The sequence below is a fragment of the Halosimplex amylolyticum genome, from assembly GCF_051414035.1.
Lineage (GTDB): Archaea > Halobacteriota > Halobacteria > Halobacteriales > Haloarculaceae > Halosimplex > Halosimplex amylolyticum.
Genome location: NZ_JBLKNW010000001.1, coordinates 1,537,020 through 1,552,198, shown reverse-complemented (window position 1 = coordinate 1,552,198; position 15,179 = coordinate 1,537,020). Strand labels below are relative to the sequence as shown.

The 15,179-nt window shown below is 67.7% G+C and carries 9 protein-coding genes; 3 read left to right on the top strand and 6 right to left on the bottom strand.

What is annotated here, in order from left to right; all coding sequences use genetic code 11:
• Positions 1–137 precede the first annotated feature (137 nt).
• Together ACMGFE_RS07335 and ACMGFE_RS07330 are read right to left on the bottom strand one after the other, a co-directional pair.
• Positions 138–2,423 (bottom strand): glycoside hydrolase family 3 N-terminal domain-containing protein, encoded by a 2,286-nt coding sequence (locus ACMGFE_RS07335; RefSeq protein ID WP_436925155.1) that lies wholly within the window; start codon positions 2,421–2,423, stop codon positions 138–140.
• Between the two features lie 195 nt (positions 2,424–2,618).
• Positions 2,619–4,721 carry an endo-1,4-beta-xylanase gene (locus ACMGFE_RS07330; RefSeq protein WP_436924428.1) on the bottom strand — a complete coding sequence of 701 codons (2,103 nt, stop codon included), beginning with the start codon at positions 4,719–4,721 and terminating at the stop codon, positions 2,619–2,621.
• A 198-nt stretch (positions 4,722–4,919) separates the two neighbouring features.
• On the opposite strand from ACMGFE_RS07330, the gene ACMGFE_RS07325 reads away from it, so the two are divergent.
• Positions 4,920–6,995: an alpha-glucuronidase family glycosyl hydrolase gene (locus ACMGFE_RS07325; protein WP_436924427.1), complete on the top strand. Its 2,076-nt coding sequence runs from the start codon at positions 4,920–4,922 to the stop codon at positions 6,993–6,995.
• 147 nt (positions 6,996–7,142) lie between these two features.
• Here ACMGFE_RS07325 and ACMGFE_RS07320 read toward each other — a convergent pair whose 3' ends face one another.
• The 3 genes from ACMGFE_RS07320 to ACMGFE_RS07310 all read right to left on the bottom strand — a co-directional run bounded on the left by ACMGFE_RS07320 (position 7,143) and on the right by ACMGFE_RS07310 (position 11,399).
• Positions 7,143–8,348 carry a glycoside hydrolase family 11 protein gene (locus ACMGFE_RS07320; protein ID WP_436924426.1) on the bottom strand — a complete coding sequence of 402 codons (1,206 nt, stop codon included), beginning with the start codon at positions 8,346–8,348 and terminating at the stop codon, positions 7,143–7,145.
• 346 nt (positions 8,349–8,694) lie between these two features.
• Complete coding sequence (locus ACMGFE_RS07315) at positions 8,695–8,889, bottom strand: hypothetical protein (RefSeq protein WP_436924424.1); 195 nt, start codon at positions 8,887–8,889, stop codon at positions 8,695–8,697.
• Positions 8,890–8,984: 95 nt separating this feature from the next.
• A complete protein-coding gene (locus ACMGFE_RS07310; RefSeq protein ID WP_436924423.1) occupies positions 8,985–11,399 on the bottom strand; it encodes a glycoside hydrolase family 95 protein in 2,415 nt (804 codons plus the stop codon).
• Positions 11,400–11,598: 199 nt separating this feature from the next.
• Between ACMGFE_RS07310 and ACMGFE_RS07305 the strand changes: the two genes are divergently transcribed.
• Together ACMGFE_RS07305 and ACMGFE_RS07300 are read left to right on the top strand one after the other, a co-directional pair.
• Positions 11,599–12,669, top strand: a complete 1,071-nt coding sequence (locus ACMGFE_RS07305) for a mannonate dehydratase (RefSeq protein ID WP_436924421.1) — start codon at positions 11,599–11,601, stop codon at positions 12,667–12,669.
• A 354-nt stretch (positions 12,670–13,023) separates the two neighbouring features.
• Complete coding sequence (locus ACMGFE_RS07300) at positions 13,024–13,797, top strand: IclR family transcriptional regulator (protein WP_436924420.1); 774 nt, start codon at positions 13,024–13,026, stop codon at positions 13,795–13,797.
• Between the two features lie 43 nt (positions 13,798–13,840).
• Here ACMGFE_RS07300 and ACMGFE_RS07295 read toward each other — a convergent pair whose 3' ends face one another.
• Positions 13,841–14,923 (bottom strand): LLM class flavin-dependent oxidoreductase, encoded by a 1,083-nt coding sequence (locus ACMGFE_RS07295; protein WP_436924418.1) that lies wholly within the window; start codon positions 14,921–14,923, stop codon positions 13,841–13,843.
• Positions 14,924–15,179: the final 256 nt, after the last annotated feature.

Here is a 15,179-nt window from a genome sequence, read left to right as displayed (position 1 = left end):
GCCGACCGCCCGTTGACTGCGCATAGCGCTCCATCGGTAGTCTCCGAAAAAAGCGTTACCACACCGACCGGTCGGACGGTCCGACGGAGGGGCCGTCTCCGGCTCCCGGAATCGGGCGCCGTCTGCGGCTGCCCGAATCAGGCGCCGTCGACGGTCGTCTCCGTGACGTATCGGCGGGCGGTCCGGGGGACGGGTTTCGAGTCAGTCACGGAGACGGTCGCGGTCTCGGCGACCTCGGCGGCCGAGTGACCCACGCGCAGTTCGTAGTCGCCCGCTTCGACGGTGAGGGTCATCGTGCGGTCGTGGTAGGCGAGCTGGCTCGCGCCGAGTTCGAACGACACGCGCACCGATTCGCCGGCGTCCAGTTCGACGCGCTGGAAGCCTTTCAGTTCCTGAACGGGGCGGGCCTGGTCGGGGTTCTCGGCGGAGGCGTACAGCTGGACCACGTCACTGCCGGCCCGATCGGCCGTGTTCTCGACGGTGACGCTCGCCGTGACCGTGTCCGAGGGGCCGATTTCCGCGTCCGACACGTCCAGATCGGAGTACTCGAACTCGGCGTAGCTCAGTCCGTGGCCGAACGGGTAGACGGGCTGTGCGTCGTCGTAGACGTAGTCCTCCTCGAACGTGTTGGGTTTTCGACTGTAGTGGACCGGCAGTTGCCCGACGGATTTCGGCATCGAGACGGGCAGGTGCCCGCCGGAGTCGTGGCCCTCGAACACCACGTCGACGACGGCGTTGCCGGCTTCCTCGCCGGGGAGCCACGCCTGGACGACGGCCTCGGCGTTCTCGTCAATCTCCGGGATCGCGTGGGGTTTCCCGCTGACGAGGACGACGACGACCGGCGTGTCGGTTTCCTGGACCGCCGCAACGAGTTCGTCCTGGACGCCCGGGAGCCCGAGGTCGGTCACGTCACAGCCCTCGCCGCTGGTCGGGACCATCGGTTTCTCGCGCTTGTCGCCCTCCGCGTCGGAGAAGTCGACGGCCGAACGCGCGCCGACGAAGGCCAGCGCGACGTCCGCGTCCGCGGCGGCCTCGACGGCGCGGTCGATCTTGTCGGTCGAGTTGCCCGTGGCGGTGCAGCCCTGGGCGTAGTTCACGTCGGCGTCGACGCGGTTCTCGATCGCGGCCAGCGGCGTGTCGGCCTCGAAGTCGTACTCCTCCTCGGGGTAGTGAGCGGCGTAGGCGTAGTCGCCGAGCATCCCCTTCTTGTCGTCGGCCTTCGGTCCGACGACCGCGACGGAGTCCGCGCCATCGAGGGGCAGGAGGTCGTCCTCGTTCTTGAGGACGACCAGCGAGTCGCGGGCGGCCTCGCGGGCGAGGTCCGCGGCGGACTCGTCCTCGTAGGGGTCGGTCGCGGCGTCGACGTCGACCGTCGGCTCCTCGAACAGCCCCTTCTCGAACTTGGCTCGCAGGACGCGACGGACCGACTCGTCGAGCGTCTCCTCGGCGAGTTCGCCCCGGCGGACGGCCTTCGGCAGGTACTCGTAGCAGTCCGTGTTGGGCAGTTCCACGTCGATTCCGGCTTCGACGGCGGAGACCCCTGCCTCGCGCTGGGTCGCGGCGACGCCGTGTTCCGCCTCGAGGAAGTCGACGCTGAAGTAGTCGGAGACGACGTGGCCGTCGAAGCCCCACTCGCCGCGGAGCACGTCCGTCAGCAGCCACTCGTCTTTCGCGCAGGGGACCCCGTCGATGTCGTGGTAGGCGTTCATGACCGACTCGGCGTCGGCCTCCTGGATCGCGGCCTCGAAGGGGAACATGTGGACCTCACGGAGTTGGCGCTCGCCGAGGTTCACCGACGAGCGGTTCTTCCCGCCCGCGCCGACGCCGTGGCCGACGAAGTGCTTGAGCGTCGCCGAGATGCCGTCCGCGGGGCCGTCGCCCTGCAGTCCTGACACGTACGCGGTCGCCATCTGGGCGACGAGGTAGGGGTCCTCGCCGTAGGTCTCCTCGACGCGGCCCCAGCGCAGGTCGCGAGCCACGTCGAGGACGGGCGACAGCGCGTGCGCAGTCCCGATCGCTTCGAGCTGGTCACCGATCGTGTCGGTGACCGCTTCCAGCAGGTCCGGGTCCCACGTGCTGGCCATCCCGATGCCCTGCGGGAACGTCGTCCCCTCGGGGCCCATGTACCCGCTGAGACACTCCTCGTGGGGGATCGCCGGGATGCCCAGGCGCGTCTCCTCGGTGAGGAACGTCTGGAGTTCGTTCGTGATTTCCGCGGCGCGCTCGGGCGGGAGGCTCCCCTCGCCACCGATGCGAGTGAGGTGACCGATGCCGTCCGCGAGCAGTTCCTCCGCTACATCGCGGTTGAGTTCACCGTCCTCGATCATCGGGGTCCCGCCGTCGCCCTCGCTCTCGGCCTCGTCTGCGACGTTCCGGCTGGGACTGACCGACCCCAGCTGCGCGGCCTTCTCTTCGAGCGTCATCCGGGAGAGGAGGTCCTCGACGCGTCGTGAAGTCGATGCTGTCGGATCGCGGTAGACGTGCGCGGGATCGGCTGTCATTACGGCCGTGAGGTGGTGATCCCGGACTATAATGGTTCCGGGCCGGTGCCGTCCGCCGACGGATTCGACGGACCTGTTTGCAAGGGCCAAACACCAGGGGCGTGGCAAGAGCGATCCTCACTGAAGAGCGAGTTCGACCGTCGTGCCACCGTCGCCGAGCGTCACGCGCTCGCTCACCTCCTCGCCGTCGACCGTGGCGGTGACCTCGTATTCGCCCGTGAACCCCGTCGTCGCGTAACTGCCGTCGGCGTCCGTCTCGCCGGACGCCTCGGTCCACCACTCGTCGAAGACGAGGTCGCGGTACTCGGCGAGGGCGGGTTTCTCCTCCCAGCCCTCGGCGAAGAACGGCGCGTCGTCGCGCCAGTGGAGCGTGTCGAGGATGCCCCAGACGAGGAAGTCGTCGACCGCCGGATGACTGAAGACCGTCTTCAGGAACTCGCGGAAGAACGTCGCCTTGTCCTCCTCGTCCCAGCCGTCGTCGGCCATGTCGAACTCGGTGATCCGCAGGCGCACGTCGTGTCCCGCGTAGCGGTCGAGCCCCTCCAGGACCTGTTCCGGGGTCAACGCCGAACCCTGGTCGAAGTGACACTGGAGGCCGACCGCGTCGAGGCCCGCCTCCGAGTCGGCGAGGAACTCGATCTGGCGTTCGTAGTCGGCGCGGGTCGACTCGTAGGGGCCGGCGAGCGTGTTGTAATCGTTGACGGCCAGGAGCGTCCCGTCGGGTGCCGCCTCGCGAGCCGCCGCGTACCAGTCCGCGAGGATGGGGGCTTCGACGGGGTCGAGGTCGTCGAGCGACGCGTCGTCGGTCGCCTTCACGCCGTTGGCGGCCTTGATCAGGCCCGGTTCGTGGGTCACCTCGTTCGCGACTTCCCACTCGGTGATGTCGTCGCCGTAGTACTCGATTATCGCGGGAACGTGCTCCATCGTCCGCTCGCGGACGTAGTCGGGGTCGAGTGCCGGGTCCGTGACGCCGTTGTCCTCCCACTCGACGCCCATCGCGCGGACGACGTCCGGGGGCACCGCCCACGCGGAGACGTTCGCCCAGAGGCAGACGTGCCCACGGAGGTCCAGTCCCTGGTCGAGGACCCACTCGGTCGCGCCGTCTGCCGTCTCGCGATTCTCTTCCCAGAAGCGCCACTTGTGGTGGTTCCCGAGGACGGCGAGGTTGAACAGGTCCGTGACGTGCTCGCGATAGGGGTCGCCGTCCGCGGTCTCCTCTAGCAAGTGGCCGGCGTTGATCGCCGTTCCGAAGCCGAATTCGTGTTCGCGCATCGCGACGTCGACGGACGCCCCGTCGACGGGGTTCCCGTCCGCGTCGGTCACTTCGACGGTGAGGTCGCTCGTCCGGTGTTCGCGGATCCGTTCGTCGGCGGCCACCTCCCAGTCGGTGCCGTCGTCGCTGCCGGTGGCTCCCCCGTCGACGGGCCCGCTCGGCAACTCGTCCACGGAGACGCGCCCGCCGAAGTCGATCAGCGCGACGCCCCCCACGTCGATGGTCTGCGGGCCGTAGCCGAGGAACAGTTCGACCCACCAGGTTCCCGGGTCGGCGTCGTAGTCGAACCGCATGGGGACGTAGTACCGCGTCCACTCGGCCGGAGGTTGCACCTGCGGCGTCGACCGGACCACGTTCGTGTCGAGGTTGTCCTCGTCCTTGGCGACGAACTGGGCCGTCGGCGTCGACTCGCTGGACGCCGGGCTGCGCAGGGCGACGACGCCGAGGAGCACGTCGCCCTCGGCGACCGACCGGTCGGTGACCGTCCCCTTCATCGTCACGTCCCACGGGTTCTCCGTCTCCTCGGTGACGTGCACGCGCACGGCCGAGGAGAACGGCTCGCCGTCCCCGACCGAGACGGACGACGTGTCCGCGGCCTCCGAGTCGACGGCGAAGGCGTCGAGCGTCGCTGCCTCCCCGTCGGCGTAGACGAATTCGCCTGCGGGAAGGTCCATGTCGCCGAGGTCTGCCGCGAGTCGCCCGTAGTACGGGTCCGCCACGTCCGGCCAGCCGTCGGCCGCCGTCTGTGCGGTCGTCCCGTCGGCTCCGTCTGTCGCGCGGTCCGTCCCCCCGCTTTCGTCGTCCGGGGAATCCGTCTCTCCGTCTCCGCTCTGTCCGGGACACCCCGCGAGGCCGACGGCCGCGAGCGCCCCCAGCAACGGTCGGCGGCCCACGGACGGGCCGTCGCTGTCGGTACTGTCCGATCCTGATGGATCGCCGGCTGGCATGGATATGTCCCGTAGGTGGTGAATATCATACATAAATGTTTTCCTCTTGACCAACGGAGCGAACGGGGTGGAGAGCGCCGGCGCACGAGACGCAACGCAAGAGGGCGAGCGGTATGGAGAGGGCCCTCTCGCTTCGTTCGGCGCCCGCGAGCCCCGCGTCGGCAGCATTTTAGTGGGTGACGGCGATTGCTACCCCGTATGCAACCCGATTACGACGACTGCTGGCTCCGGTATCGCGAAGTCCGCGACGCGGACCTCCGGGCGTCGTACCAGCGTTTCTGTGCCCACGCGTACGTAGCCGAGCAGTCGCGCGAACTCGGCGCGGTTCGCGAGGAACTCCGGCGCGGCCTCGGCGGCCTGCTCGGACGCGACCCGCACCGCTGGCAACACCCGCCCCGGACGACCGACGGCTTCCTCGCGATCGGCACGCCCGCCGACATGGACGTCGTCGCCCAGTGCGTCGACGCGGAGCGGGTCGCCGACCTCGCCGAGGACGGGTACGTCGTCACGACCGGCGAATGGGAGGGCACCGACGTCCTGGTCGTGACAGCCCCGTCGGACAGCGGCCTCGTCTACGGCACCTTCCACCTGCTGCGACTGCTCTCGAATCACGAACCGATCGAGGACATCGATCTCGTCGAGGAACCGGCCTCGCCCGACCGGCTGATCAACCACTGGGACAACCCCTTCCGCGGGTCGATGGAGCGGGGCTACGCCGGCCAGTCCATCTTCGACTTCGAGACCCTGCCGGACCTGCGCGAGCGCTACCGGGACTACGCCCGCTTGCTCGCTTCGGTCGGGATCAACGGCGTCGTTCTCAACAACGTCAACACGCAGATCCCGGGCCGCGACAGCGCCAACGAGGCGATGGACGAACTGGAGGGGTGGCGACTGCTCGAATCGCGGTACCTGGAGAAGCTGACCGGCCTCGCCTCGCTGTTCCGCCGGTACGGCATCACGACGTACCTCTCGGTCAACTTCGGGGCTCCCGAGAAGGTCGGCGGGCTCGAGACCTCCGATCCGAACGACCCCGAGGTGGCCGACTGGTGGACGGAGAAAGCCGACGAGATATACGACCTGATCCCGGACTTCGGAGGGTTCCTCGTCAAGGCCGACTCCGAGGGCCAGCCGGGTCCCTACAACTACGACGCCGACCACGTCGACGGCGCGAACGTCCTCGCCGAGGCACTGGAACCGCACGGCGGCCGCGTCTGGTGGCGCGCGTTCGTCTACGGCTCGCACAAGGACCGCGCGGTCCAGCAGTACGACACCTTCGAACCGCTCGACGGCGAGTTCCACGACAACGTCACCATCCAGGTCAAGAACGGCCCGATCGACTTCCAGCCGCGCGAACCCATCTCGCCCGTCTTCGGGCAGATGCCGAACACCGACCTCGGCCTGGAACTCCAGATCACCGGCGAGTACACCGGCCAGCACGTCCACGCCTGCTACCACGTCCCGATGTGGAAGGAAGTCCTCGAGTTCGACACCGACCCCGAGGGCCACGGCAAGAAAGTCAAGGACCTGTTCACCGACGAGGGGACCGGAATGGCCGGCGTCGGCGGCCCCGGGGAGGACAAGAACTGGACGGGTCACTACCTCGCGCAGGCGAACCTCTACGGCTACGGCCGTCTGGCGTGGGATCCCGACCTCGAAACGGGCGATATCACCGACGAGTGGGCACGCCAGACGTTCGGCCACGACCCCGCGGTCGTCGAGACGGTCACCGAGATCATGCACTCGACGTGGCCCGCGGTCGTCGACTACTCGACCGGCGGCATCGGTCTCATGCACATGATGTACAACGGCGAGGCCTACCTGGAGAACCACTACGACCCGGGTCCCGAGGAGTGGCCGGGCTACACCGGCGCGACCGCGGACGGCATCGGCAAGGACCGCAACGCCAGGGGCAACGGCTACGCCCAGCAGTACCCCGACGCCCTCACCGAGCTGTACGACGACCCGGAATCCTGCCCGAAGGAGTTGCTCCTCTTTTTCCACCACCTGCCCTGGGACGACGAACTCGACGACGGCCGGACCGTCGTCCAGACGCTGTACGACAACTGTTACGCCGGCGTCGAGGAAGTTCGGCGACTTCGCGACGAGTGGCGCACGCTCGACGGCGAGATCGACGAGGAACGGTACCGCCACGTCGCCGAGCGCTTCGACGAGCAGGTGGCACACGCCGGGATCTGGCGCGACCGCCTCACCGAGTTCTTCTACGACCACTCGGGGATCGCAGACGAGCAAGGGCGAGTCCCCCGCGAGGACTGAGCGGGCGACGCCCGCTGTCCTCGCGCTCGCCGAGACGGACGCGAACGACCGATGCAGAGGGGTCAGTTCACTGCCGATACCGTGGGGTAGGCGAGGCAGTCGGTCGGGTCCGCGTCCGTCTCGGCGCTCGCTGGATCTCCGTGCGGGTCAGACGGAGTCGAAGGTCCACAGCTGGTTGCCGTTTCCGGACCAGCTGTACTGCTGGACGTTGGCCCCGTCGCTGGTCGAGGCGCCCTCGACCTCGACGGCCTTGTCGCTGTGGACGGGCTGGATGTGGTACTCGCCGCCGCCCTGGTCGTGCAGGTGGAACCGCTGGTTGTCGCCGCCGCCGTCCGCGTACTGCTGGACGTTCGCACCGTCCTCGGTCGACTGGCCCGACACGTCGAGCACCTTCCCGCTGTTGACGTTCTCGATGCGGTAGACGCCGTTGCCGGTGTCTTCGACGTTCCACTGCTGGTTCGCCCCGCCCCAGTAGCTGTACTGCTGGACGTTGGCGCCGTCGTCGGTCGACTCGCCGGAGACGTCCAGCGCCTTGCCGCTGTCGACGTTCTGAATGCTGTAGGTGCCGTTCGCGACGGATCCGGACGACCCGCTGCCGTCGTCGTCGCCCGACCCACCGTCGCCGCCGCTACCGGAGTCACCGACAGTGACGTCGGAACTCCCGCTACTCTGGTAGCCCTCCGTGGCCACGATCTGGTAGTCGTGGGTGCCCATGTTCATGCCGTTGCTCTCCCACGCGTCGAAGTGGTTGCCGGTGGTGATCGTGCCGCTCGTCCTCGTGTCCTGGCGGACGCTCCAGTACTGGGGGAACGTCGCCGTGCCCTCGATCGAGGGCTTGTTCTCCCGCAGCGACTCGTAGATGTCGTAGGTCCCGCCGTCGCTCGTGACGGTACCCTTGTAGTCGTGCTCCGGCCGGTAGCTGCCGTGGTCTTCGATGATGTAGTACTCGACGAGCGGGTCCGTCGTCCACCCGTAGAGACACAGGTAGCTGTTGCCGTCGGGGCTGAACGAGGCCGAGTAGTCCACCGTCCTGCGGGAGCCGGTCTCCCAGCCCTTGCCGCAGACGAAGTTCCCCGTGTCCGTCCAGTCGACGCTGTAGTTGCCGCCGGACTCCAGCGTCATGGTGACCGATCCCTCGTCGTTGGTCCAGAACGAGTAGTAGTACCCCTCGTGCGTGCCCGTCTCGTTCGAGGTGACGTCCCGGGCAGCGGCGGCCGGAGACGCCACGGTCCCGACGCCGAGGCCAGTCGCCGCGGCGGCGGCCGTCGCTCGCATGTAGCTCCGGCGGTCGATTCCGCCGGCGTGGTCGTCTGGTGATGCCTCTTCTCCGTGGTATTCGCTCTCGTCTGTCACAGTCTCGCACCTCCACCATCCACCTCGAAAGCGATGTACATAAAATTTCGGACTAGAAGATATTATATATCGAATTAATAATTAGCTGTCACTATGTGTCTGGCATCTACCGGGATGGCACTCGGCCGGAAACCGAGGGAAAGGCGCCAGCGAGCGCTCGGCGGGTCGATACGAGTAGGAAAGCGGGGAGACACAAATCGAACCCACGGGGGCATGGACGCGTCAGTTCAGGCGTCGAACGTCTCTACAGTCGCGAGCAGTCAGAGTCGGCGCCCGCCAGCGCGTCTTCCAGTGAGCCGACCGCTTCGTAGGACCACTCGGCGGTCGCGTCCTCGTCGTCCTGGACTCAGTTACCGAACTCCGCGTTCGTCTCTGCGGCCTCGTGGTTCGTGTCGTAGAGGCGGACGTGCCCGTCGAACTCCGAGCGGGCCAGGTCCTGGATCAGGTTGGGCGCCCACTGTCGGCTCCCGCCGCCGACGTAGGCGATCTCCACGTCGTTCGGGTCTATCGGCCGTTCCGCACGCGTCGCTGTGGTTGTCATGGCTTCCCAGTTCCCAGGCCGAGGGGTAACAACTAGGGTCGCGGCGAATCGGTCCGCGTCGAGGTCACTCGACGGGAGGAACGGCGGGCCGGCAGTTACGCCTGGTCGACCACGAGGGCGTAGGACTCACCGGCCGACGCTTCGAAGGTGAGCACGCAGTCCTCGCGTTCGGCTTCGACCGACTCGGCGTCGGCCGTCTCTACGCGGTCGACGGTCGTCTCCGAGACGCGGATCCGGCACGGTCCGTCGCGCTCGGCCCAGACGGTCGCCTCGTCGAGTCGGCCGTCGCTCCACGAGAGGTCCACCTCGAACCCGCCACGAGCGCGCAGTCCGCTGACGGCCCCGTCGTCCCACCCCTCGGGGAGCGCCGGGAGAAGTCGCAGTTCGCCGGCGTGGCTCCCGAGGAGCGCCTCGGCGATGCCCGCCGTCCCGCCGAAGTTGCCGTCGATCTGATAGGGCGGGTGCGAGTCGAGCAGCGAGTCGTACGTCGAGTCCGCCAGGAGCTCGTGCACGCGGTCGGCGACGCCCTCGCCGTCGCGGAGCCGGGCGAACAGGGCGATCGACCACGCGCACGACCAGCCCGTGTGCCCGCCGCCGTTGTCGAGTCGTCGCTCCAGAGACGTGCGAACCGCCTCGCGCAGTTCCGCTCGGTCCAGCGCGAGATCGGCGTCGTCGAAGAGCACGTCGGCCGGATAGAACCCGACGAGGTGGGAGACGTGGCGGTGGCCCGGGTTCACCTCCTCGTAGTCGGTCAACCACTCCTGCAGGGCGCCGTCGTCGCCGACCTGCATCGGCGGGAGCCGGTCGAGCGCGTCGCGCAGGTCAGCCGCGAAGTCGGCGTCGCGGTCGAGCCGTTCGGCCGCCTCGATGCAGTGACCGAACAGATCGCGAGTCAACTGGAGGTCCATCGTCGGCGCGACGCAGGTCGTCGCCTCCTGGCCGTCGGTAGTGCGGAACTGGTTCTCCGGCGACGCCGATGGCGCGGTCACCAGCCAGTCTTCCTCGGGATGCTCGACGAGGTAGTCGAGCACGAATGCGGCCGCCTCCCTGAGCGTCGGGTAGATCCGTTCGAGGTCCGCTTCGTCGCCGGAGAAGGCGTAGCGTTCCCAGAGGTTCTGGCAGAGCCACGCGGCGCCCGTCGGCCAGTGGCCCCAGTGAGCGGCGACGGTCTGGCTCGTCGTGTGCCAGCGGTCGCTCTGGACGTGCGCGCAAAAGCCCTCACAGCCGTAGCGGTCGCGGGCGGTTCGCCTGCCGGACTCGCGGAGGTCCTCGACGAAGTCGACGAGCGGGTCGGCGCACTCGGCGAGGTTCGTGGCCTCCGCGTGCCAGTAGTTCATCTCCAGGTTGACGTCGAGCGTGTAGTTCGAGTCCCACGGCGGGTGGTACTCCTCGTTCCAGATCCCCTGGAGGTTCGCCGGGAGCGTTCCCGGGCGCGAGGACCCCAGCAGGAGATATCGCCCGTACTGGAAGTACAGCCGTTCGAGGTGCGGGTCGCGAGCGCCGTCGCGGACGCGGTCCAGTCGCTCGTCGGTCGGCAGGTCCACGGGTTCGCCGACGTCCAGCGTCACCCGGTCCATGTACTCCCGGTGATCGGCGACGTGGCGTTCGCGGAGCGTCTCGTAGTCCTCGCCGTCCAGCGCTGCCAGCGTCTCCCGACAGTCGGCCGTCGGGCTGCCGTCCGAAGGGGCCGTCTCCGCGGTGAACAGCACGGTCACTGCGTCTGCGTCGCGGACGAGGATGCCCTCGTCGCCCGCGAGGAAATCGTCGCTTTCCTCGTCTCCGGATCCGTCGTCCTCTGACCTGCCGTCTTCCGCGTCGATCGCCGACGCGGCGACGACGCTGCCGCCCTCGGCGCGGACCCGCGCGCGACCTTCGAATCGCGGTCCCCAGCCCCCGGGCTCGACGTCCTCGTCGTCGCCGGGGACGCCGACGACCTGGCCGCGGAGGACGACGGTATCGTCCACGACTGTCGTCCGGGCACACCGCTCTCGATCCAGACGGATCCGCGCGGACAGTGCGCCCGGTTCGTCGCTCTCCAGTCTGACGGCGAGCACGTCGTCGGGCGCGCTCGCGACGTATTCGCGCTCGAAACGCGCCCCGTCGACGGCGTATTCGACCCGAGCGACGCCGTCGCGGAGGTCGAGTGAGCGTCGATACGCCCTCGGCTCCCCGTGGCCGGGCAAGTCGATCAGGAGGTCGCCGAACGGGAGATACGGCGGGACGCCCTGCGCGTCGGTCACGAAGCGTTCGTTGCAGAGGCGCTGAGCCTGTTCGAACTCGCCCGCCCAGAGTCGATCGCGGACCGCGTCGAGGTCGTCGGGCCCGCCCTCCGCCGTGCGGTCGGCGTCGTCGCCGGCCCACAGCCGGTCCTCGTTGAGCGCGACCCGTTCTCGGTCGGGTCGCCCGTGGACCATCCCGCCGTGGTGGCCGTTGCCGACCGGTAGGGCCTCGACCCACTCGCAGGCCGGTTCGTCGTACCACAAGCGGTTCGCGCGGCGCTCGTCCGTCATCGGTGCATCGCGGGCTGGGTCGTCATCTGTATCTGGAGCGCGTCCGTTGGCGTGCGTCGCGTCGATGGCCGTGCGGTCCGTGACATGGACCGAGCATCCACCGGCCGCGTATTGAATCCACTCATGGGGGACCGGACGGCCCGAAATCGGGGCGGGCGACGGGACCGAGTTTTATATCGGTGAACGCGGTACGGGGTGTATGGCTACGGAAGGCAGTGGGCCTCCTCCCTCCCAGTCGGACCTGCCGATGCGGGTGGGAGCGGGGCAGTTCATGGATCCGACGCCCGAGCGACTGCGCTACGTCAAGCAACTCGGCGGCTCGGACGTGCTCTTGAACATGTATCAGGTGGACGACCCGGCGTACGAGCACATGCCCGACGACGAGCAGGCGCCGCTGTCGGGCGAGGGCGCGTGGTCGGTCGAGTCGCTGCGAGAGCTCCGCGAGCGCGTCGAAGCCGAGGGACTGCGACTCAACGCCATCGAGAACGTCCCCGTCTCCTACTACGAGGACGTGATGCTCGGCGGGCCGAACCGTGACGAGCAGTTGGCCCGGCTCAAGGAGACGATCCGGAACATGGGCGAGGCGGGGATCCCGATTTTCGGGTATCACTGGGCACCCGCGGGCGTCTGGCGGACGGGATGGGGGACAGCGCGCGGCGGCGCGGAGGTATCCGTCTTCGACGCCGAATCGACCGATATCGAGCGTCTGACCCACGACCGGGAGTATTCGGAAGCCGAACTGTGGGAGAACTACGAGTACTTCCTCGACGAGGTGCTCCCCGTCGCCGAGGCGGCCGGCGTGACCCTCGCGCTGCATCCGAGCGACCCACCGATGGAGCGACTCGGCGGCATCCCCCAGCTGTTCTGCAACTTCGAGAACTTCGAGCGGGCGATGACCTATCGCGAGAGCGACTTTCACGGCCTGGACCTGTGTCTGGGCTGCTGGTCTGAGATGGGCGAACCGCTCGAGGAGGTGATCCGGTATTTCGGCGAGCGCGACGAGATCGTCTACGTCCACTTCCGCGACGTCTCCGGGACAGTCCCGCACTTTTCCGAAGACTTCCTCGACGAGGGAAACTACGACGAGTACGCCCTGCTGAAACTCCTCGACGAGGTCGGCTTCTCGGGGCTGATGATCCCCGACCACACACCCCACCTCGAAGGCGACAGCGACTGGGAACACCGCGGTCGCGCGTTCACCATCGGCTACATCCGCGGAATGCTCCGGACTATGCGCGCCGAACAGGCCACGCAGTCGCCCGACCGATAACGCGCTGCCGTCTCCCCACGCCGAGAGCGGCTTTCGGTCCCCTTTGACCCTCGTTCTGTCGAGATTTCCGTCCCGTACCCGCAGGCGCCGATCACGACCGCGCGCCGAACGACAGTCGCGAACTGACGTGGGACGTATTCACATAGCAATTCCAGCGATACTGGAAAGGACACGTCACGAACAATTATTATGGAAGAGGCCGGGACGGCCTTCGGGTGGGTCGCGAACGGATCGGTGGCCAGTACCCTCGCGCCGGGGGTAACCCGGGTTCTGGAAAACAGGCATAGTTCTGTAATCTGGGGCCCCGATTCCAACATCAATGGATTTTATTACTTGCGAATGAATAGAAGGGGTATGGAGATCACGCGGCCAGGCGACAGCGACAAGATGGTGAAGTCGGTCGAGCGGGCGTTCGACGTCCTGGGCGTGTTGCGCACGGAGGGGACGGTCCGGATCGACGACGTGTCGACGGCGCTGGACATCCCGACGAGTACCGCGCACGTCCACCTCAAGACGCTCGAATCGGTCGGCTACGTCGTCAGGGACAGCGACGGCTACCGATTGAGTTGCCGGTTCCTCCGCGACGGGGTGACCGTCCGCAGTCGGAAGAACGTCTACCGGGCGACGAAACCGGAAGTCGACGCCCTCGCCGATATCACCGGTGAGGTCGCCAATCTCGGGATCGAGGAGAACGGTCAGCGGGTCATCCTCTACCAGGCCGAGGGGACCGAAGCCGTCTACGACAACGCGCCGATCGGCGAGTACACCAACATGCACTGGACGGCCCTCGGCAAGGCGATGCTCGCCTACCTCCCCGAGTCGTACGTCGACCAGATCGTCGAGACGTACGGCCTGCCTGGCGCCCGCGACGCGACCATCACGGACCGCGACCGCCTGGCCGAGGAACTGGCTCGCATCCGCGACCGGAACTACGCCCTCGAAGACGAGGAGCGACGCGAGGGCATCCGCTCGCTCGCGAGCCCCATCGTCGTCGACGACACCGTCGTCGGCGCCATCTCGATCTCCGGCCCGAAAGAACGCATCGACGACGACCGGATCGAGAGCGAACTCCTCCCGGAACTGCGCAACACGGTCAACGTCGTCGAAGTGAAGTACGCGTACGACTGAGGCCATTCGGTCGAACGACCGCCCGTTCGTCCGGCCTGTGTGCCTACTCCTCGCGGAAGTGCGGGATGATCGTCTCCTCGTAGTGGCGCATCGTCTCCTCGAAGTCACCGACGGGGATCAGGACGACGTTGTCCAGTCCCGCCGCGACCCAGCGTTCGAGGTCCTCGATCGCTTCCTCGGGCGTCCCGGAGATCGTCACCTCGTCGACCGCCTCGTCGGGAATCCGCTCGGCGGCCGCGAGCAGTCGCTCCTCTTGCTCCTCGTCGAAGGCCATCTCGAACATGATCGGCGTCTCGTCGGCGATGTCCTCGTAGCCCATCTTCTCCAGCAGCGGCGGGCGTAGCGCGAGGCTCGTCCGATTCCGCTCGATGGCCGCCTCGCGCGCCTCGTCACCGTCAGTGGAGACGGTCGTCGGGATCATTACCGCGCGGTCGATGTCGTCGGGGCTGCGCCCGCGGTCCTCGGCCACGTCGAGGACGCGCTGGAGGTCCCGTTCGTACTGGTCCGGCGCGTGGACCCACGGGAACCACCCGTCGGCGAGCGCACCGGTGAACCCGCGCATGCTCGGGCCGTAGCCGCCGACCCACATCGGCGGCCTGGGCTCCTGGACCGGTTTGAGCCCCATGTGCGCGCTGTCGAGCTGGTAGAACTCGCCGTCGAAGACGACCGGATCGTCGGCCGTCGACGCCCACAGCTCGTCGATCACTTTGAACGCCTCGCTGAAGCGCCCGAAGGGGTCCGACCAGTCGATATCCTCGATCGGCGTGAAGTTGAACGCCTCGCCCGCGCCGATACCCATGCCGAAGCGGCCGTCGGTCATCTGGTCGAGGGTCACGCCGACGTGTGCGAGTTCAGTCGGATGTCGACGCACCGAGTCGGTCACGCCCGGCATCAGCATCGCGTCGTCGGTTTGCTGGGCGATCGCGGCGAGGACGGTGAACGCCTCCCACGGCGGATCGACGAGGAACTCCTCGGACCCGGTCGGGTGGAACAGGTGGTCCGGGACGGTGATGATGTCGAAGCCCGCCTCCTCGGCGCGAACAGCGTCCTCGACTGTTCCCTGCACGTCGCCGTACGTCACGACCTGGCAACCGAAGTTCAGGTCCTGCGGATCTCGTTGGCTCATGCTCTCAGCATCGAGCGATCGCAGTAAATAGGTACCGCCATCTCGTTTCCATCTTTTTCGCTCGGGGGTCGCCTGCGGCGACCCCCGAGCCAAAAACATGGGTGAAAAAGGCCGAACTCGCGCGGAGCGCGAGTTCGGTGTCTGCGGGAGTGAGCACCGCGAACGACCGCAGGCTCGTCAGAGCGGAGCTCTGACGGCGAACCGCGCTCGCTCCGCTCGCGCGAATGCCAGTGGTCAGTTCGCACGCTCATCTGAA